This is a genomic window from Micromonospora sp. NPDC005174, assembly GCF_040608495.1.
GTDB lineage: Bacteria > Actinomycetota > Actinomycetes > Mycobacteriales > Micromonosporaceae > Micromonospora.
The window spans coordinates 274,999-292,571 of sequence record NZ_JBEXIJ010000004.1; the positions used below are offsets into that span (position 1 = coordinate 274,999).

Annotated in this window: 21 protein-coding genes; 13 read left to right on the forward strand and 8 right to left on the reverse strand. The window is 68.9% G+C overall.

The annotated features are described in order from the left end of the window. Nucleotides 1-2 precede the first annotated feature (2 nt). The 6 genes from ABZU91_RS07745 to ABZU91_RS07770 form a co-directional block, all read right to left on the reverse strand. A complete protein-coding gene (locus ABZU91_RS07745; RefSeq protein ID WP_355235523.1) occupies nucleotides 3-641 on the reverse strand; it encodes a type II secretion system F family protein in 639 nt (212 codons plus the stop codon). After that, complete coding sequence (locus tag ABZU91_RS07750; protein WP_355235526.1) at nucleotides 641-1,801, reverse strand: hypothetical protein; 1,161 nt, start codon at nucleotides 1,799-1,801, stop codon at nucleotides 641-643. Before ABZU91_RS07750 ends, ABZU91_RS07745 begins: the two co-directional genes overlap by 1 nt. Continuing rightward, entirely contained in the window at nucleotides 1,798-3,009 is a 1,212-nt protein-coding gene (locus tag ABZU91_RS07755; protein WP_355235529.1) for a TadA family conjugal transfer-associated ATPase, read from the reverse strand. Before ABZU91_RS07755 ends, ABZU91_RS07750 begins: the two co-directional genes overlap by 4 nt. Continuing rightward, on the reverse strand, nucleotides 3,006-4,106 hold the full coding sequence (gene ssd / locus ABZU91_RS07760) for a septum site-determining protein Ssd (RefSeq protein WP_355235531.1): 1,101 nt from the start codon (nucleotides 4,104-4,106) through the stop codon (nucleotides 3,006-3,008). The genes ABZU91_RS07755 and ssd overlap by 4 nt, the downstream gene beginning before the upstream one ends. Nucleotides 4,107-4,328: 222 nt before the next feature. Further along, nucleotides 4,329-5,327 (reverse strand): CU044_5270 family protein, encoded by a 999-nt coding sequence (locus ABZU91_RS07765; protein ID WP_355235534.1) that lies wholly within the window; start codon nucleotides 5,325-5,327, stop codon nucleotides 4,329-4,331. Then, nucleotides 5,327-5,878: a sigma-70 family RNA polymerase sigma factor gene (locus ABZU91_RS07770; RefSeq protein WP_355235537.1), complete on the reverse strand. Its 552-nt coding sequence runs from the start codon at nucleotides 5,876-5,878 to the stop codon at nucleotides 5,327-5,329. The genes ABZU91_RS07765 and ABZU91_RS07770 overlap by 1 nt, the downstream gene beginning before the upstream one ends. A gap of 608 nt (nucleotides 5,879-6,486) precedes the next feature. On the opposite strand from ABZU91_RS07770, the gene ABZU91_RS07775 reads away from it, so the two are divergent. Genes ABZU91_RS07775 through ABZU91_RS07785 form a run of 3 tightly spaced genes read left to right on the forward strand, consistent with a single transcriptional unit; the run spans nucleotide 6,487 to nucleotide 8,780 of the window. Beyond that, on the forward strand, nucleotides 6,487-7,329 hold the full coding sequence (locus ABZU91_RS07775) for a TIGR04255 family protein (RefSeq protein ID WP_355235540.1): 843 nt from the start codon (nucleotides 6,487-6,489) through the stop codon (nucleotides 7,327-7,329). After that, complete coding sequence (locus tag ABZU91_RS07780) at nucleotides 7,322-7,972, forward strand: hypothetical protein (protein WP_355235543.1); 651 nt, start codon at nucleotides 7,322-7,324, stop codon at nucleotides 7,970-7,972. The genes ABZU91_RS07775 and ABZU91_RS07780 overlap by 8 nt, the downstream gene beginning before the upstream one ends. Before the next feature lies 1 nt (nucleotide 7,973). Continuing rightward, nucleotides 7,974-8,780, forward strand: coding sequence for a hypothetical protein (locus tag ABZU91_RS07785; RefSeq protein WP_355235546.1), 807 nt, complete (start codon nucleotides 7,974-7,976; stop codon nucleotides 8,778-8,780). A 565-nt stretch (nucleotides 8,781-9,345) separates the two neighbouring features. Here ABZU91_RS07785 and ABZU91_RS07790 read toward each other — a convergent pair. Together ABZU91_RS07790 and ABZU91_RS07795 are read right to left on the reverse strand one after the other, a co-directional pair. Continuing rightward, nucleotides 9,346-9,888 carry a kinase gene (locus ABZU91_RS07790; protein WP_355235549.1) on the reverse strand — a complete coding sequence of 181 codons (543 nt, stop codon included), beginning with the start codon at nucleotides 9,886-9,888 and terminating at the stop codon, nucleotides 9,346-9,348. Next, the gene (locus ABZU91_RS07795) at nucleotides 9,888-10,703 is read right to left on the reverse strand and encodes an AAA family ATPase (protein ID WP_355235552.1); all 816 of its coding nucleotides are present in this window, start codon (nucleotides 10,701-10,703) and stop codon (nucleotides 9,888-9,890) included. The genes ABZU91_RS07790 and ABZU91_RS07795 overlap by 1 nt, the downstream gene beginning before the upstream one ends. Before the next feature lie 239 nt (nucleotides 10,704-10,942). Here ABZU91_RS07795 and ABZU91_RS07800 point away from each other — a divergent pair, with 239 nt between their 5' ends. From ABZU91_RS07800 to ABZU91_RS07845, 10 genes are all read left to right on the forward strand, one after another. After that, the gene (locus ABZU91_RS07800) at nucleotides 10,943-11,263 is read left to right on the forward strand and encodes a hypothetical protein (RefSeq protein WP_112681382.1); all 321 of its coding nucleotides are present in this window, start codon (nucleotides 10,943-10,945) and stop codon (nucleotides 11,261-11,263) included. 237 nt (nucleotides 11,264-11,500) lie between these two features. Further along, nucleotides 11,501-12,424: a hypothetical protein gene (locus tag ABZU91_RS07805; protein WP_355235554.1), complete on the forward strand. Its 924-nt coding sequence runs from the start codon at nucleotides 11,501-11,503 to the stop codon at nucleotides 12,422-12,424. Between the two features lie 84 nt (nucleotides 12,425-12,508). Beyond that, on the forward strand, nucleotides 12,509-13,372 hold the full coding sequence (locus tag ABZU91_RS07810) for an FtsK/SpoIIIE domain-containing protein (protein WP_355235557.1): 864 nt from the start codon (nucleotides 12,509-12,511) through the stop codon (nucleotides 13,370-13,372). Further along, nucleotides 13,369-13,578 carry a hypothetical protein gene (locus ABZU91_RS07815; protein WP_355235560.1) on the forward strand — a complete coding sequence of 70 codons (210 nt, stop codon included), beginning with the start codon at nucleotides 13,369-13,371 and terminating at the stop codon, nucleotides 13,576-13,578. The genes ABZU91_RS07810 and ABZU91_RS07815 overlap by 4 nt, the downstream gene beginning before the upstream one ends. Before the next feature lie 83 nt (nucleotides 13,579-13,661). After that, nucleotides 13,662-14,102: a hypothetical protein gene (locus tag ABZU91_RS07820; RefSeq protein ID WP_355235561.1), complete on the forward strand. Its 441-nt coding sequence runs from the start codon at nucleotides 13,662-13,664 to the stop codon at nucleotides 14,100-14,102. Further along, nucleotides 14,099-14,401, forward strand: coding sequence for a hypothetical protein (locus ABZU91_RS07825; protein ID WP_355235564.1), 303 nt, complete (start codon nucleotides 14,099-14,101; stop codon nucleotides 14,399-14,401). Before ABZU91_RS07820 ends, ABZU91_RS07825 begins: the two co-directional genes overlap by 4 nt. Beyond that, the gene (locus ABZU91_RS07830) at nucleotides 14,398-14,802 is read left to right on the forward strand and encodes an RRQRL motif-containing zinc-binding protein (protein ID WP_355235566.1); all 405 of its coding nucleotides are present in this window, start codon (nucleotides 14,398-14,400) and stop codon (nucleotides 14,800-14,802) included. Before ABZU91_RS07825 ends, ABZU91_RS07830 begins: the two co-directional genes overlap by 4 nt. Next, nucleotides 14,802-15,509, forward strand: a complete 708-nt coding sequence (locus ABZU91_RS07835; protein WP_355235567.1) for a hypothetical protein — start codon at nucleotides 14,802-14,804, stop codon at nucleotides 15,507-15,509. The genes ABZU91_RS07830 and ABZU91_RS07835 overlap by 1 nt, the downstream gene beginning before the upstream one ends. Then, on the forward strand, nucleotides 15,506-15,772 hold the full coding sequence (locus tag ABZU91_RS07840; protein ID WP_355235570.1) for a hypothetical protein: 267 nt from the start codon (nucleotides 15,506-15,508) through the stop codon (nucleotides 15,770-15,772). Before ABZU91_RS07835 ends, ABZU91_RS07840 begins: the two co-directional genes overlap by 4 nt. Continuing rightward, nucleotides 15,772-17,571: a replication initiator gene (locus ABZU91_RS07845; RefSeq protein ID WP_355235573.1), complete on the forward strand. Its 1,800-nt coding sequence runs from the start codon at nucleotides 15,772-15,774 to the stop codon at nucleotides 17,569-17,571. Before ABZU91_RS07840 ends, ABZU91_RS07845 begins: the two co-directional genes overlap by 1 nt. Nucleotides 17,572-17,573 lie beyond the last annotated feature (2 nt).

The following is a 17,573-nucleotide window of genomic DNA, read 5'->3' on the forward strand; positions in this document are numbered from 1 at the left end:
GGTCAGAGCACGTCGCCGAGGACGGCGACGATCACCGGCACCAGGCCGGCGAGAATGAACGCGGGCAGGAAACAGAGCCCCAGTGGCAGCACGATGAGGACGCCCGCCCGGCGTGCCGACGCCTCCGCGGCGGTGGCCCGGTCTGCCCGCAGGTCGTCGGCGAGACGGGTCAGCGCACCGGCCAGCGCCGCGCCGCTGTTGGCCGAGCGGAACGCCGCCGCGGCCATCCGATCCGCTCCCGGCACACCGTCCAACGCCGACCACGCCTCGGTCGGGCCGCCACCGAGAAGCAGCGTGCGGCCCACCCGGGCCAGTCGGGTGGCCAGCGGGCCGTCCAACGCCTCGGCCACCGCCAGGACCGATCGGTCCACCGGGGCACCCGCCCGCATCGCCGCCGCCAGGAGGTCAGCGGCGAGTGGCAGGTCGGCGGCTTCCCGGAGCCGCAGGTTACGAACGGCGGGAGTCTCGATCCGCCGCAGCAGCACGTCCAGCACAACTGCGGTCGGGACCGCGCCGAGCAGCCCGAACCAGCCTCCGACCACCACGGCCACGGCGAGCCCGGCCATACCTGCCGCGAGCCGGATCGCATCCGGTCGTCGGCGTTTGTCCGTCCCGCCGCCGGCGAGCAGCACCGGGGACATCAGGCGGCCCGGGCCGGCGCAGTGCTCAGCCGCTCGGCCCAGAACAGGCCGACGGCCTGCAGGGCGACGGCGAGGACCGCACAGACCCCACCGACCGTGCTGTGCAGGAGCACGGCCAAGGGATCGACCCCGATCCCGTAGCCGAGCCCGATCCCGCCGACCGGCAGTGCCGCCAGCAACCAGGCCGTGGCGCGTGCGCCTGCTGCCTGCGCCGCTGCGGCGGCGAGCCCGCGGTCGGTCGCCCGGGCGTCCGCCTCGATCCGCTCGATCAGCTCCGCCAGTGGCGCGCCGGTCCGATCCGCCAGGCGCACGGCGGCCGAGGTCAGGTCGCGTAGCCGGTTGGTCGAGGCCGATGCCTCGACGGCCGCGATCTCAAGAGTCGACGGCACGGGCAGGCCCGCCCGGAGGTCCGCCGCCAGACCACACAGCAGGTCGAGGGAGTGCCGTCGAATCAGCTCGGCCTGCCGGTTCGTCCTCCACCGCAGCAGCGCGCGCGTGGCGAGCGTGCCGTACCCGGCCACCGCCACCGCGGCCACCGGCCCGGCGACCACGGCACCGACACCTGCCCCCACCAGAGCAACCAGCAACAACACACGGCGCGACGACCGTCGGGCGCGTACGGCAAGGTTCGCGAGCGGTCTTCCGGGCATCTCGCCCGCCCGCTCCGCGAGCAGCCCGCCGGCTTCGCGGACCGGCAGGTGGTCCCGGTGTTCGACGGCCGCCAGGGTCTCCGGTCGGACGGTGGCGGCGGGCCGACGAGAGTCCCGGCGGGCCGGTGGACGTGCCGGGCCCGCCGGCCGGGTGGGTCCCTCCGGCCCACCGGCCGCCCGCGAACGACCCGGGCTGTCGTCGAGGTCCCGAGTGGACCAGGCGACAGCGGTTCGCCCGCTGCTGATCGCCGACGCGCCCGTGGGGCGTGCGAGTACGTCCGGGTGGGCCGAGACCGGCACTTCGCCGAACTCATCCGTCGGCCCGTCCTGGCCGCGGGCGAGTTCCTTGATCCACTCGACCAGGGCGTCGTCCGAGGTGACGCCGGTGGCACCCCGGGACGACGACCCCAGTACCCGGCGGCGACGGGCTCGGATGCGCTGCGCCGGCCAGACCACCAGGATCGCGGCGACCAGCGGCAACGCCGCCATCAGCATCGTCGTGGCGTTCATGCCGGACCCGCCGACCCCGGCCACGGCTCGCTGAGGATCGGCGGAACCGCCACACCCCGGTCCCGCAACAGCGCACCGAACGTACGGGCGGCCAGGCCGAGCCCGCGTCCACGTACCCAGGCAGGCACCACACTGGCCACCCGCTCCGGCCCCTCGGGCAGCAGCAGACAGATCGATTCGAGGACTCGACCCTGGTCACCGCGACGCACCTGGAGCAGCACCTGGAGCGCGGCGACCACCTGCGCGTGCAGCGCGGCGCGGGGCAGCCCGCCCAGCATGCCGAGCGCCTCCAGCCGGGCCGGTACGTCGGACGGGGTGTTGGCGTGCAGCGTGCCGGCACCGCCGTCGTGGCCGGTGTTCAGTGCGGCGAGCAGGTCGACCACCTCCGCGCCCCGGCACTCCCCGACGACCAGGCGGTCCGGGCGCATCCGCAGCGCCTGCCGGACCAGGTCGCCGAGGCTGACCACGCCCGTCCCCTCGACGTTGGCGGTACGCGCCTGGAGCCCGACCACGTGCGGGTGCCCGGGTTGCAGCTCCGCCGCGTCCTCGACGAGGACGATCCGCTCGGTGACGGGCACCAACCCGAGCAGCGTGTTGAGCAGGGTGGTCTTGCCCGAGCCCGTGCCGCCGGTGACCAGGTACGCCAACCGCGCCGCGACGACGGCGGCGAGCAGTGGTGCCACCGGCCGCGGCACCGTCCCCTGACGCACCAGCTCGTCGAGGGTGAACGGACGGTGCCGGAACGTCCGCAGGGACAGGTAGGGGCCTTCCGTCGCCACCGGCGGCAGCACGGCGTGCAAACGGGTGCCGTCGGGGAGTCGAGCGTCCGCGTACGGGGAGCCGTCGTCGAGCCGCCGACCGGCGCTGGCGATCAGTCGCTGTGCCAGCCGACGGACGTCCTCGACGGATCCCACCGGGACCGCCACCTGGTGCAGCCCGGCACCCCGGTCGACCCAGACGCGGACACCGTTGACCAGGACGTCGGTGACCTCCGGATCGGCTAGCAAGGTGGCCAGCGGCCCCGCGCCGACGAGATCGTCGTGCACGCGATCGGCGATCCGCAGGACGGCGGTGTCGCCCAGCACCGCCGCCGTCGGCTCGGCGCGTACGGCGGACACGATCGCCGCCGGGGTGACCGGGTCGGTGGCGGCGACGATCCGCTGTCGTACCCGGGCGGCGAACGTGGCGTCCTCCGGCCGGCCACTCATGCCGCACCCGTCGTGGCGCCGGTGAGATCCGCGACGATCCGCTGGCACAGGGCGGCGAGCGGGCCCTTGCCGGCTGCCGCCGGGGCCTCGCCACGTTCGAGGCCACGGCAGAGGCCGGGCTCGGGGCGCAACGTGCCGGCGAGGGGCAGCCCGAGGGCCCGCGCCACCTCGGTCGCGCGCAGGCGGCCCGGGGCGGGCCCGCGCACCACCACCGAGAGCGCGTCGCAGTGTGGTGCGGCAACGGCCACCACCCGGGCGGCGGCCGCAGTGGCACGCAGCTCCGCCGGAACGACGACGAACGCCTGGTCGGCAGCCTGCAACGCGACCACGGCGGCGTCGTCGAACTGCCGGGGCAGATCGATCACCACGAAGTCCCGCCCACGGTGGGCGGCGTCGACGGTCGCCGCCATCGCGGCGGCGGGAAGTGCCAGCATCTCGCCGCGATCCCAGGAGAGCACCACCAGGTCGCCCCGGCTGGGCAGGGCCTGGACCAGCGCGGGCGCGTCCACCCGCCCGTCCGCGCTGGTGAGCGACGGCCAGCGCAGCCCTTCCAACTGCTCCCAGCCGAGGACGAGGTCGAGGCCACCGCCGAGCGGGTCGGCGTCGATGAGCAGGGTGCGCAGTCGGGCTCGCGCGGCGGTCACCGCGAGCCCGCCCGCGAGCACGCTCGCCCCACCGCCGCCCCTGCCTCCGAACAGCGCGACGACCCGCGCGCCCGGTCCGTCCGGCTGGTCGGGGCCGTGCTCGGCCAGACGGTCCACGAGCCACGGCTCGGCGGCGGGCAGCGCGGCGACGTGTTCGGCGCCGATCAGCTCGGCGATCTGCCAGCCGGGGTCGATCTGACCGGCCCTGCCGACCAGCACCAGCCGGGGCCGCTTCGGCAGGCGGGCCCGCAGGCAGGCCTGGGCCTGGTCGACGCCGAGCAGCACCAGCGGCGCGGGCCCCCAACGGGTGCGAGCCGCAGCGGGGTCGGCGGCCAGTTCCACCTCGGTGCCGCCGGCGGCGGCGAGCCGGAGCAGATCATCGAGCAGGTCGCCGTCCGCCGTGACGACCAGTGGGAGCCGTCGGATCGGCGGGACGGAGGTACGGGGTGCCATCGCGGCCTCCAGCGGTCGGGATCGAATGCACCGCCGACCCTGCTCGCGATGGACCCCGCTCAGCGCGGTCGACCGGGTGGCCTGTGGATAACTCCGGGGCCTGTGGACAACGCCCGTCGAGACGGTTGATCTGCTATGCGTACGGGCATTCGCGCAGCTGGCAGCGCTGGCCGGAAAACGCCACGGGGCCGCTCCCGAGAGAGCGGCCCCAGAAAACGTCGGTCAGCCGACGTGGTCGGTCCAGGAGCTGTCGAGGATCACCTGGTACGCGCTGAGCCGTACCGGCGCGAGCGTCAGCATCTCGTGGGCGAGCAGACCACCGGTGCCCTCGTCGAAGATCAGGAGGAACTGGACGCCGTGTTCCCGGTCGTCGTAGGTGACCGCCACACCGGCTCGACCAACACGATCGGTCACCTGCCCCCGCCAGCGAAGGCCGGGCAGGTCGGCGAGGACCCGCAGGATCTGCGCTCGGACCGGGCGCGGTATGACGTACCGCGCATAGAGCGTGCTGACCGCCTTGCTTGCCGCCCCCGGGCCGTACTCGATCTTGAGCAGTTTCCGCAGTCGCGCCGGATCGGCCGGCGGTGGCGACAGCTCCATCGGCGGCAGGGGGATCAACGACGGATCGTCACCCCCCCGGCCCTGGGGGAGTTTGCGCTGCCAGTACGCCCGGGACTCCTCGTCGGGGTACTGCGGCTCCAACTGGCTGTTGGCCTGACTGCCGGTTCCGTCGGCGGCCTGCCAGACCTTCGTCTCGCCGACGAAGGCGACATGGTGACGGTCATCGGGCGAGCTCATCACCGGGTCACCCCAGACCTTCGTGTGGTGGAACATGTAGCGCCCGCTGCGGTGGTCGTACCCCGCGTCCTTGATCTTGTTGGCCAGCGCGCGCAGCCGCGGGCCGGCAGCCGGTGGGTCGGCGTCGAACTGGTAGGCGACCGGCACGAGCACCAGGCCCGCCGCGCCACCGGGACCACCCGGGGCGTCCGGCGTGCTCTCGCCGGACGGCCGCAGGACGGCCACCGCACCGGCCGCCGCCGCCAACGTCCCGGCCGTCAGGACCAGCCGGCGGGTGGGGCGCGCACGACGATGCGCTGCCGGCTCGACGACGCCGGCACGGTCGATCAGCTCGCGGGCCGCGACCGACGGCGGCGCGACGGTCACGCTCCGGGCCGGGTCGGCCGGGCCGATGAGGGTACGGGTACGTGCCACCGGGAACATCACAGCTCCTCTCGCGCGGTCGCCAACAGTGGGCGGGAGGTGCGGACCGGCCGACTCGACATCGCCACGGCCAGACGGCGGCGAGCGCGGTGCAGGCGCACGGCAGCGGTCGCACGGGTGCAGCCGAGGACCTGGGCGGCCTCGGACACCGTCAGCTCCTCCCAACCGACGAGCCGCAGGACCTCCTGGTCGAGGTCGTTGAGGGTGGCCAGCGCGGCTCGGATGTCGGCGATTCCGACCGTCGTGTCCGCACGCGAGGGATCGGCCACCTGCGTCAGGTCGGCGTCCGCGATCGGCAGGACATCGGGCGCAGCGCGGCGCGACCGCCACTGGTTGGCCAACAGGCGCCGGGCCACCCCGTACAGCCAGGGCAGGCTGCGGTCCGGCACCTCGCCACGCCGCCGCCACGCGACGACGAACACCTCCTGGGCGAGTTCCGCCGAGGCGTCGGAGTCACCGAGGCGGCGTAGGCCGTACCTCACGATGTGCGCGTACTCGGCGGCGTAGAGGCTGGTGAACCAGACCTCGTCGCGCTCCCCTGGTGGACCCACCCGAACCCCCACTGCCTCGGCGACCCTCACCCTGACTTGTGTCGCGAAAGGCCCGACGATTACCGCGCCGCCGGCGCGGCCCTCAGACACAGATCCTGATCCGAGCGAGCAAGCTCCCAGTGCAGGGCCAAATCCCGTGAACGTCGATCTGCCCGGGAGCGCTCCCCGACAAAGGGACGACCCCCGTCGGGGGGATGCGGACTCAATCTGTCGACCGCTGCCAGCAGGTGGCGGCCAGCGTCGACGAGCAGGTGCCGACCGTCGTCGGTTCCCGTCCGGTGTCGACTTGCGTCGACGCTGGCGCTGCCTTCTTGCTGCCTCGCCGCTGCCCGAGGTTTCGCTTTTGGCTCCGTACGCTGCGTCCGCGCACTTCGGCAACTGCTGCACGTCGGGTGCCTCGTCCGTGCGCGCACTTGCCAGCACGCTGCCGTCCCCCGCCGCTCCTGTCAGCTGTCGACAGCGTTGCGCTAGCCGTCGTCGCCCCTGACCCACGGACACGAAGGCAGACTGTCCGATCGGTGAAGTTCATACTGCTGTGCAGTGGTTACAGTCTCGGTTACACTCCCAGTTACAGTATGCGCCTACAACCCCTGCCAGGAGGGATGGGCATGGCATCTGGGGAGAAGTTCCCGAACCACCCCATACGTTTGGTGTCCTTCGAGCTACGCTTCCCGATCCGGCGGAAAGTGGCGACTCGCCGCGTCTGGGACGCCTTCGAGGCTATGTTCGGCTCAGAATTGCCCGTGGTTGAACTACTCGTTCGAGAAGATGACGAGACACAGCTACCGGCTTCCCCGAATGAGCCAGTGCTGCGCCTGAGCACAGCGGAGCGAGACAGAGTCGTCACACTTCGCTATGGTGCTCTAACGGTGGAGATGACGACGTACATCTCCTACGAAGATCTTAGAGCTTGCATTGGTGCCGCCGTAGAGGCATTGGAATCAATACCCGCGACACTAGGAATTACGCGCCTAGGTCTTCGTTACATTAATGAACTGCAGGTTCCTTCCATCAGAGGACTAATCAGTGACTGGCGGTCGTATGTCCATACAAGCTTGCTAGCCGCGCTAGATGATCCGCCGCCAGACTTGCGGCCAAGCTGGCTCCAGGGCGGACTAGGCTTCCATTCACGAGATGGCGCAGAACACACGTACCTAGCATACGGGCCTTTACCTAGATCATCAGTGGAACCCGACGGGGTACTTCAGTTGAAGAATATTGACGGGCCATGCTTTTTGCTTGATATAGATAGCTTCTTAAGTGGCCCTGCGAAAGCTCCGATTGCAACCAGGCGGAAGGAAGTCCTCGACGTGGTTGATCGGCTACATGATTCAGTCGAGACGGTTTTCAACTGGAGTATTACCGAAAAACTTCGTGACGAGGTGCTACGTGTTGAAGCGCGCGACAGCGGTGATGTAGAGTCCCACAATTCGGAGGCTGACCGTGTCTGATCTCGCCCACTTCGAAGAGTCGATGACCCGAACCAGTGTCAGCAACGCTATCCGGACCGGCTCAAACGATCAAACCCTTACCGCAATCAGTCAAGCCACCAAGCGAGTGGCGCATTTGCGGGATCAGGTCGGCTTCATCAACAACGACACCGCTCGTCTTCACGAGGATTACCTAAAGCTTCTCCTTGACTCAGAGACAGACGAGAAGGTGAAGATTGGGCTTCAGGGCCTGCTTGCAGAGCTGGCCGAGGACTACGGTTTTGGCTGGACGGATATTGCACGCTTGCTCAGAGTAAGTGTGCCTGCAATCCGTAAGTGGCGCAGGGGCGGTGTCATATCGCCAGGCAATCTACACTCCTTGGCCCAGCTTTGCGCCTTCCTAAAGATCCTCACGTCCCAATACGTAGCCGATCCTGCGGCCTGGCTTACAACACCTCTCAGTGCCGAAATCGACCGCTCCCTTACCAAAGCTTCGATATACTCGCGAGGGAATGCAATCCCCCTTCTCGCCTACGTTGATCACCACATAAATCTGGAGCAACTGCTACAGCTGGTGGGCGTTGCGCCAGACGACCGGAAGCCGACCACGGAACTAATACCCAATGAGGACGGCTCGCTGTCGATCGTTCCTATCGGGAGCTAGCGTGTCCGACCCATTGGAGACACCCAGGGCGATCGACGAACTATACATAGCTCGTGGCATAGAAGTCTCCTTCCTGCGGCCAATCATGACGGGAGATGTTTTTGCAGGCATAAGCATTCCGGGAGTAGAGCGAATTGAGGGCGACGACGAGCTGTTAGCCATGATCGTGTCGCACCCGTGCAGCATGCGGGATGGCCATGAACTTCGGCCTGCACTTCAAGCGCTACGAGTGGTGCAGTCACCCGCCATAGACCTAACGGCATGGAAGCAGCACTTCGATAGGATGCCCTTGCCGAATCTTCAGGGGCGGTCAAGCGATGACGAAACTGTGGATCCGGAAGACTCTTACGCAGCCCTTTTCGAAATGAGGGGACGAGTCCCAACAACGGAAATCACCCTTGATAAGCGAGTTGCATGCCTTTCTGAGGAAGGCGCAGGTTTTTTGCATCAGCGAATGGGACACGCTGACACGCGGTTTGCGCCACGCGTTGCCGATCTAGTGGAGTCCTGCGCATCGCCCTTCGCCGAAGCGGAGCTAGCCGAGGAATGGAACACTCAACTACTGATACGCAATGACCAGCTCGATCCCCTCAACCGGGATGAGATTCTTCTTCGCGCTGCTAAAGAGTTCGATGAGGTTCTGAGCGAGCTTCGGCGGGCACCGTCCGCAAATGGGAAGAAGCAGATGCAATACAGGTTGCGGGACGATCTGGGTCTCCCAAAAAAGAGGCCAGGGGTGCGACGAGAAATCACGAGGATCATTAAGCAGCGACAAGCCGAAGATGATCAAAAAACTACGCAGCGATAGAGGATTTCCGCTTCAGGGATGCTGCCCATCCCGTCTGCCGTCGGCCCGCCCTCCTGGGGAGCAGGCCGCCGCCCGACCCGCCACGTCAAGCGGACCTTGACGGCTCGTACGCACGCTGGCGGGTCGGGCGGTGGTCTGCTCGGCTTGCCCGGGTCGATGGCAGACGGGATGGCCTACCGCAACCACCCACGGACCGTGACGCGCCGACGGTGCCCGGCCATCCTGGAGCCGGAGCGCCCCCGCCGGAGGCGTAGTAAGTGCAGCCCCGCAACCACCGCCAGCTCGCCAACGCAGCCGGCGTGCGCTCTCCTACGCCGCGCGGGCTCGTGACCGCGCGGCCCGGCCGGCTGCCGGCCCACCACCACCCGGTCTGCCGCCTGTCGTTCTGCGGCGGCCCCTTGGGCTTCCAGCTTCCGCGCCAGCCGCCGGGCGTGTTGCGTGGACGGAGTCGGAGCGCCAGCGGAGCGACGGACGCGCGCCCAGGCGGCGGCGCGTGCGGCCCGTTCAGGGCCGCCTTGAAGACGTACAGAAACTTTGAACAACCATGCCGGCAGTCGGCCGGTCGCTACCCCGCTGCTGCCTGGCTGTGTCGGACCGCTTGGTCGACCAACCTAGCGGCGACATCGGGGGAAGACCTGGACGTGTCGATGGTCAGATCGACGGTAGCGACCGTCTCTGTCTCGTCCCATACCCTGAGGCGTTCCGCCGAGTCGCCGGTCTGGCGTTCAACGATGCGTCGTTCCGCCACGTCTCTGGGGCAGGTAAGAGCAACCACGATCCACCGAACGTCGGGGAAGGCCTGGCGGACAGCATCAACCGCGTTGACCTGGCCAACGTGCACCACGGGGATTTGTCGGTGGAACTGCTGACGTAGCCCGGGTGCGTCGATGACGTACACCGAGCCATACCGTCGGTTCTCCCACACCACGCCGCCCGAGGCGCGCAGTGTCGCCAGTTCGGCATCGGTGCTCATTCGGTAGCCTGCGGTACGCCCACGTCCGACTTTCAGGCGTCGGAACTGCTGGTACTGGCTGTGAAGCTGATGTAGGGCTGCGGTCACCGTGTCCTTGCCAGATGCCGGCGCACCGTAAAGGATCACACCCTGCATCAGTCGAGTTCCAGCCCCATCAACGACTTCACAAGTGCTTCGGCCTGGTCCTGTAGCGGCCTGGCCGAGGTGCAGTTGTTGATGACGACGTGCTCGACCAGCGGGCGAGAATCAGGGGCGATGCGCCCGAGGTAGCCAGCCCAGTCCGCCAACTTCGCCGCATCTCGGGCCGCTCCTCGCCTGCGGATGTAGAGGTTCATCGTGTCCGGGTCGCAGTACACCCACACCACGCTCACGGATGCGCCCATGTCGGCGAACCGGGCTCTGGTCCGATCCAACCACTGAGCATCCTGGAACTCCGCGATGAACGGGGCCGTCACGATCGCGCTGTTCCCGCACTGCACGTTCTCTTCTGCCGCGCTACTCAACGCCTCGTACTCTCGGGGCCGTACGACCTTCATGTAGGTCTCTGACTCCCGGTCGTTCGGAGACTGGCCCAGGATTTCTAGTGCTGCCTCAACGATGGGCCGCGTCAAGGTGTCCTTGTCGAGCATCGGCCAGCCGGTGGCCCGTGCCAGGATTCGGCCCAGCTCGGTCTTGCCGCTGCCGGCGTATCCACCGATGAGGACGACGCGCGGCTTGGGCAGCCGTACAGGTCCGCGCCGTTCCTGGTTCGGCACCCGCACAACCCGCTTTGAGCGGGACTTGCTCTCGATGAACCCTTCCGCCTCCAGCACCTTCATTGCCGAGGTGATGGTGAACGCACTTGTATCCCACTCCGCTGCCATCTCGCGGCTGGACGGGAGGACGTCGCCGTCTCGGCGGATCCCCGCTGCGATCTCGGTGCGGATGTGCCGCGCGATCTGCTGATGCATGGACTCACCCCGGGTCAACCGAGGTCGGGGCGATGACATGGGCATCCTCACGGTAGGCGTAGCCAACTACCAGATCCTACCAGTTGCCTAACAGCGACCCGTGCTCGTAACTGCACGTCAAGACCCTGTTTCAGATTGTGCACACCTATCAGTTGCTATGGATGCCAATCAACTGTTAGCGTCAGCACATCGAGCACACGTCCACAGGGGACGCGCTCAGATCCAGGAAGGACGCAGCTATGAAGCTGTATGTCGACACCCAGAGCAAGCAGGTTCAGGTGACGAAGGACCCGGAGCCGAAGAACGACCAGAACGGCAATCAGCGGTCGGAGAAGAACACTGGCCGGCTCATGTGGTCGACCCAGGTCTTCGTGCTCGACGAGACTGGCGGCGAGATCATCACCATCACCACGGCGGGTGAGAAGCCGGGCGTGACGGTGGGACAGCTCGTCGCTGTCGAGCAGTTGGAGGCCATTCCGTGGGCGACCAACGGGCGCAACGGCGTCGCGTTCCGTGCGATCACGCTGAAGCCGAAGGCTGGTAACTCGGCGGCGAAGTAGGTCCTCGCTCACCGCGCTGTGTGAGCCCTGGTGTCTGACGCACGAAGGCGGCCTGATGGTCCGCTGATCTGAGATCCAAGGTCCGGGAGTGGTTCCGACTCCTACATTCCCGGCCCGTCACCACCAGTGGTGGTGGCATCCCCGCAAGAGCTGGCGCGGGGTCGGTCCGACTCCTACATCTGCCGACCCCGTGCCCTCCAACTCATCCACCCCAACTCGCGATTGGGAGGACTCGTCGTGTCTAAGTCTAGCCCCCGCCGTCCCTTCGGCCGGAACACCGGAACGGTGACCGTCATCGAGGCCAAGGTCCACCGTTCCTCGGCCCGCAACGCCCGATTGGCGTTCGTCCTCACGGCGGTCATCGTCGGCCTTCTGTCGGCCGTGGTGGCCGCTTCGTCCGTTCACCCCATCCTGGGCCTGTTCATCGGCGCGGCCATCGGCATCCCTTGTGGTGCGCTGGCCTGGCTGCTGGTGCGGATCTGGCCGGTGATCCGGCTGCTGTGGTGGTGGAGCACCGAAATCGTGCTCTCGGTCCTGCTGCTCACCTTCTGGGTGCAGCTCGCCAACCACACCCCCACCGTGGTGACCCTGCTCGTGGTCGCCCTGGTCGTCGGCGTCCCCGCCGCCATCCCCGCCGCCCGCCGCCAGGTCATCGCCTGGACATGGTGCCTCGTCGTCCGGCACCGGCTGCGGGTCTGCTTCGCGCAGTTCATCATCGCCAACCAGTCCGGCAGCCTGCCGCTGATCCTGTGGGCACGCCCCACCCCGGTCGGTGAGCGGGTCTGGGTCTACCTGCGCCCCGGCCTGTCCATGGCCGACCTGGAAGGCCGCCTCGACAAGATCGCCGTCACCTGCCACGCCTCGACCGCCCTGGTCGAACGCGCCTCCGACGGCAACGCCGCCTACCTGCGGTTCGACATCAAACGCCGCGAAGTCCTCACCGCCCAGGTGAACTCGCCGCTGGTCGACGTCATCAACCCGGACACCCCCACCGCCGACCGACCCACCCCGGTCATCCCCACGGCGCTGGACCTGCCCGACGTCGACGCACCCACCATCACCCTGCCGGCCCAGCCCAAGAAGCCGGTCACCACCGCCAACGGCAGCAAGCCCGCGGCTTCCTCGGCACCTGACGCCGAAGACGTCTCCGACTGGATCTAACCCACCCCACTCCTGGACGCGGGGAGCCATTGCGGCTCGTTCGTGTGGCTCTCCGCGCCCACCTATCGCCCAAGGAGGGCACTCATGACCACCACGACACCCGCCGCTGTCGGCGCGGTTCCGGTGGGGCCTGGCCTGTCGATGTTCGACCCCATCTTCGTCGGCATCGACGAGTTCGGTCAGCCCGTCTACATCACCCTCGCCTACCGCAACCTCCTCGCCGGAGGCGAACCCGGCGGAGGCAAAAGCGGCCTGCTCAACGCCATCGCCGCCCACGCCGCGTTGTGCGTGGACTCCCGCCTCGTGCTGCTCGACGGCAAACTCGTCGAACTCGGCCAGTGGGAAGACTGCGCCGACGCCTTCATCGGCCCGGACATCATCGCCGCCCTGACCGTCCTTCGACGGCTCCAGCAGGTGATGAACAACCGCTACGCCTGGCTACGCGCCCACGGGCGCCGCAAACTCACCGCCGCCGACCGCCTGTCGGTCATCACCGTCCTGGTCGACGAGATCGCGTTCTACTCCGCGACCGTCGGCAGCAAGCAGGAGCAGGAAGAGTTCGTCGCGCTCCTGCGCGACCTGGTCGCCCGGGGCCGCGCCGCCGGCATCCCCGTCGTCGCCGCGACCCAGCGGCCGTCCTTCGACATCATCCCCACGTCGCTGCGGGACCTGTTCGGCTACCGGGCCGCGTTCCGGTGCACGACCCCGAACAGCTCGAACATCGTGCTGGGTCATGGGTGGGCTGAGCAGGGCTACTCCGCTACCGACATCTCGCCCAGCAACCAGGGTGCGGCGTACCTCATCGCCGAAGGCGGCGTCCCCCACCGCATCAAGGTCGCCTACCTGTCCGACGCCCAGATCGCGGGCATCGCGGACTACGCCGCCTGGATCCGCCGACCCGGCGGACTCACCATCCCCACGTCCACCGAGTGGGAGGCCGTGGCATGACTACCCGCGAACGCGCCTACGCCAAGGCCAACAACCAGCGCGCCGCCCAGTTCACCGAACTGTGGATCGTCGGCCGTCCCGAGGACATCGCGGTGATGGTCCGCGCCGCCTCGGCCAGCGGCCGACTCGTCTACCTGTCCCCGCCGACCCCAATGGGCGGCGACGACACCCGCCACCGCCGCTACCTGCGGCTACGCACCAACTGATCGGCCGACAGGACCGGATCTGCCTCGCAAGCTCGCCGGTCCTGCCGACCTCCACCAACAGCCCTCGAAAGGACGTGGTTGCCATGAAGGCTACCCAAAACCCACCCGCACAGGTCCAGGTCACACCTGCTGATCTGCTGCGGATGGCTGCCCTCTACCTGCGCCGGCACGGCTGGCACCAGGGCACCTACTACGCCAAAAACCCCGACACCCTCACCCCGCCGGCCTGCGCCGCCGGGGCCATCGGCATCGCCTGCGCCGGACACCGCGTCGAGCACTTCTCCCAACTCGACCCCGACGCCCTCGCCGACTACCTCGCCGCCCTCGGCGTGTTCGTCGACTACCTCGACACCACCGCACCCATCTTCTTCATCGACGAGGACGGCTACCTCCTCGACGAGCACACCTCCCCCTACTCCTGGAACGACGACCCCACCCGCACCGCCGAGCAGGTCACCCGCGCCCTTGAGGCCGCTGCCACCGAGTGGGACTCCCTGCGCACTGCCGGAGGTGAGATCGCATGAGCACCGTCAAGAAGCCCTTGACGCCCAACCTGCCCCGACAGCGGCGTCGGGACGTCGTCGAGAACGACGCCTTCGCCTCGTTCGCTCGGCGCATCATCCGCGCCCACGGCCGCCGCGTCGCCACCGGCGACGTCGAAGCCCTGCGCGACCTCATCGCCCTCTCCAGCGTCATCGACGACGCCATCGGAGAGGCCGTGATCGGCCTGCGCGCGTTCGGCTACTCCTGGGCCGAGATCGGCTCCCGCCTCGGCATCTCCCGCCAGGCCGCGCAGCAGCGCTGGGGCGGTGACAAGCCATGACTGACCTGCGTGCCGTCGACCTCGATGATCTGGCCGAGCGCACCGGTATCCGGGTCGAGTTCTACGACCCGCTCGGCACCCGCTACGGGTTCCCCACCTTCCCCTACCACTGCGCACCTACCGGCCTGGCCACCCTGCGGCAACTCCGCGCCGCCGGCCTTCGCCCCGGAGGACATGACCCGGTCGCGCAGATCTATTGGCGACACCGCAAAGACCGTCGGGTCGCCTACCTCTACCGAACCGACCTCGCCGCGCCCAAGCGCACCGCCACGCCCGCCCAGCGGAAGGCCATCGCCAAAGCCCTGCTCGCCCGGCGCACCTGTCGGCACTGCGAGCAGGTGAAGCCCTACTACATCCCCCGCCGCTACGGCTGCTGCCTCGACTGCCACGGAGGCCACTGATGCCTGCCAAAACCCCGACCACCGGCCCTCGCCTGGAGGGTGTCGCCCTGGTCCTCATCCTGCTCACCGTCGCCGGCTTCGCCGGAGCGGCCTCGTTCACCCACGTCAAAGACTGGACCCTCGCCAACTCTCCGACCGGCACGGGCGAGTGGTTCGGCTGGGCTAACGCCGTCATCTCTGAACTCGTCCCCATCGCGGCCCTGCTGACCATCCGCCGCCGTCAACGCGTCGGCGCGTCGATCACCTACCCGATGCTGCTGCTTATCGGCTCCGCCGGTCTCTCTCTCGCAGCGCAACTCGCGGTTGCCAAGCCTGGCCCGTCCGGGTGGCTCCTCTCGGCGGTTCCCGCGCTGGCGTTCATGGCCCTGGTCAAACTCGTCCTCGCCCCCGCTACCACCTCGGAGCACATCGCGCCGACTGCTGCGCCGGTCGAGCCGATCCGGGTTCAGGTGGCCGAGCAGGTCACCACCGAGCCGGCACTACCGGCAGCCATCACCCCGGCACCCGAGCCGGAGCCTGTCGCAGTGTCGGCCTCCGAGCCGGTCGACGTCCCCGCCCACCTGCTGCCCACCGCCCGCTTCGCGGCGATGCAGCACGAACAGGCCACCGGCCGACCCATCACCACCGCCGAGCTGGTCGACCGCCTCGACGTCACCCCGGCCATCGCCGGACAACTCCTCACCACCATCAACGGTGGTGCCCGATGACCATCGTCTTGGTCGACATCGAGCAGGTCACCCACACCTGCCCCGCCCACCCCGACGCCCACCCGTTCGACACCCGCCGAACCCTCATCAACGTCATCCCCGGCGGACCCTGCCGGACACCGGTCACCATCCGCTGCGGCGACACCACCGCCACCATTGCGTGCCGTCGGCACGAACCGGCCAAACGCCAATGCGGCGCCTGCCGAGTCATCGTCACCGAACACACCATCACCACCCATCACCTCACCGAGGTCGGCGGCTGATGGCCTCGACGCTGGACCTCACACCCCGAACCGCTCTGGCCCGGGGTGTGGGCTCGAACGCCGACACCATCCCCGTCCACGACTACACCGCCGAAGGCTCCGCCTTCACCCGCGCCACAAAGCCCGACTACTTCGGCTGGCTGGAACACGTCCGCGCCGCCGCCGGCTGCACCCGCCCCATCCGCCTCGCCGGCCAACTCCTCACCGTCGAACAGTCCACCGGCCGGATCCTCGATCAGCGGCACACCGACGCCATGCCCGACGCCGCGATCTACACCGCCTGCGGCAACCGCCGCGCCACCGTCTGCCCCGCCTGCGCCCACACCTACCAACGCGACGCCTACCAACTCCTGCGCGCCGGCCTCATCGGCGGCAAAGGCGTCCCCGACACCGTCACCCATCACCCGGCCGTGTTCGCAACCTTCACCGCACCCTCGTTCGGCAGCGTCCACACCCGCGCGGTCAAGCGGCACACCTGCGGCAACCGCAAACGCTGCGACTGCCGACCCGACCCGTGCCACGCCCGCCGCGCCACTGGTCTGTGCGAGCACGGCCAACCGGCCGTCTGCTGGGCACGACACGAGTCCGGGGACCAGGTGCTCGGGCATCCGTTGTGTCTGGACTGCTACGACCACACCCACCAAGTGGTGTGGAACCTGTTCTCCGGCGAACTGTGGCACCGCACCAAGCAAGCCGCGGAGCGCTGGCTCGCTAAACTCGCCCGCCGTCGAGGTGTCCCCCGCGTCCAGGTCGTCACCGCCTCGGGTCGCGTCCGCACCGTCCCGCCGGTCCGGATCTCGCACGGGAAGGTGGCCGAGTTTCAGGCACGCGGCGCGGTGCACTTCCACGCCCTGGTGCGCCTCGACGGTGTCCACCCCGACGACCCCACCGCCATCGTGCCACCACCGGCCGGGTTCACCGTCGCGGACCTGGACGAGGCGATCCGGGCCGCCGTCGAGCAGGTCGCCTTCACCACCCCCACGCACCCCGACCAGCCGGGCGGTTGGGCGATCGCCTGGGGTGACCCGGGCAAGGGCCTCGACATCCGCCCGATCAGCCTGACCGGAGGCGGTGAGGTCACTGACAGCATGGTCGCGGGTTACCTTGCCAAGTACGCCACCAAGAGCACCGAGGTAACTGGGCACCGCTCCGTCAGGCTCGACGCCGACTCGATCGGCGACTACGCCGACCCCGACGGCGACCACACCGCCCGCCTCATCGACGCCTGCTGGCACACCGGCCGACCGACCGGCACGCCCGTCCCGCTCTCGGAGCGGCCCCGGGACCACCGGCCCACACCCGGCTTCGTCGATCGCTGGGAGTGCCCCGACTGCGGCACCCACACCCGATACGCCGCCTGCCCCGTCTGCATCGCCCAGCGTCAAGCCGCCCTTGACACCGAACCGACGAAACCGGTGACAGCCAACCCCTACGCCCGGCTGCGCCGGTGGGCGCACATGCTCGGCTTCGGCGGCCACTTCCTCACCAAAGCCCGCCGCTACTCCGTCACCTTCCAACTCCTGCGCGACACCCGCGTCACCTTCCGACGCCACGAACACGAGCGACGGGCCGAGGAGCAGCCCGGCACCCTTCGCGCCGTCGACCACCTCGACGAAGACGACACCACGCTCATCGTCGGCACCCTCACCTTCGCCGGCGTCGGCTGGCACACCACCGGAGACGCGCTGCTCGCCAACACTGCCGCCGCCATGGCACGAGAGCGGCGGACGACCGGCCGCGAAGAACTCGCCCACGAACTCGGCACCACCCCGGCCGGCACCGTGTCGGCCGCTGCCTGACC

Excerpts from the sequence above, each read along its gene's own strand:
- ABZU91_RS07840 (WP_355235570.1), top strand. The coding sequence starts at position 15,506 with ATGACCATCGTCTTGGTCGACATCGAGCAGGTCACCCACACCTGCCCC.
- ABZU91_RS07815 (WP_355235560.1), top strand. The coding sequence starts at position 13,369 with ATGACTACCCGCGAACGCGCCTACGCCAAGGCCAACAACCAGCGCGCC.
- ABZU91_RS07820 (WP_355235561.1), top strand. The coding sequence starts at position 13,662 with ATGAAGGCTACCCAAAACCCACCCGCACAGGTCCAGGTCACACCTGCT.
- ABZU91_RS07750 (WP_355235526.1), bottom strand. The coding sequence starts at position 1,801 with ATGAACGCCACGACGATGCTGATGGCGGCGTTGCCGCTGGTCGCCGCG.
- ABZU91_RS07825 (WP_355235564.1), top strand. The coding sequence starts at position 14,099 with ATGAGCACCGTCAAGAAGCCCTTGACGCCCAACCTGCCCCGACAGCGG.
- ABZU91_RS07795 (WP_355235552.1), bottom strand. The coding sequence starts at position 10,703 with ATGCATCAGCAGATCGCGCGGCACATCCGCACCGAGATCGCAGCGGGG.
- ssd (WP_355235531.1), bottom strand. The coding sequence starts at position 4,106 with ATGGCACCCCGTACCTCCGTCCCGCCGATCCGACGGCTCCCACTGGTC.
- ABZU91_RS07810 (WP_355235557.1), top strand. The coding sequence starts at position 12,509 with ATGACCACCACGACACCCGCCGCTGTCGGCGCGGTTCCGGTGGGGCCT.
- ABZU91_RS07845 (WP_355235573.1), top strand. The coding sequence starts at position 15,772 with ATGGCCTCGACGCTGGACCTCACACCCCGAACCGCTCTGGCCCGGGGT.
- ABZU91_RS07830 (WP_355235566.1), top strand. The coding sequence starts at position 14,398 with ATGACTGACCTGCGTGCCGTCGACCTCGATGATCTGGCCGAGCGCACC.
- ABZU91_RS07835 (WP_355235567.1), top strand. The coding sequence starts at position 14,802 with ATGCCTGCCAAAACCCCGACCACCGGCCCTCGCCTGGAGGGTGTCGCC.
- ABZU91_RS07745 (WP_355235523.1), bottom strand. The coding sequence starts at position 641 with ATGTCCCCGGTGCTGCTCGCCGGCGGCGGGACGGACAAACGCCGACGA.
- ABZU91_RS07790 (WP_355235549.1), bottom strand. The coding sequence starts at position 9,888 with ATGCAGGGTGTGATCCTTTACGGTGCGCCGGCATCTGGCAAGGACACG.
- ABZU91_RS07800 (WP_112681382.1), top strand. The coding sequence starts at position 10,943 with ATGAAGCTGTATGTCGACACCCAGAGCAAGCAGGTTCAGGTGACGAAG.
- ABZU91_RS07755 (WP_355235529.1), bottom strand. The coding sequence starts at position 3,009 with ATGAGTGGCCGGCCGGAGGACGCCACGTTCGCCGCCCGGGTACGACAG.
- ABZU91_RS07765 (WP_355235534.1), bottom strand. The coding sequence starts at position 5,327 with ATGTTCCCGGTGGCACGTACCCGTACCCTCATCGGCCCGGCCGACCCG.
- ABZU91_RS07775 (WP_355235540.1), top strand. The coding sequence starts at position 6,487 with ATGGCATCTGGGGAGAAGTTCCCGAACCACCCCATACGTTTGGTGTCC.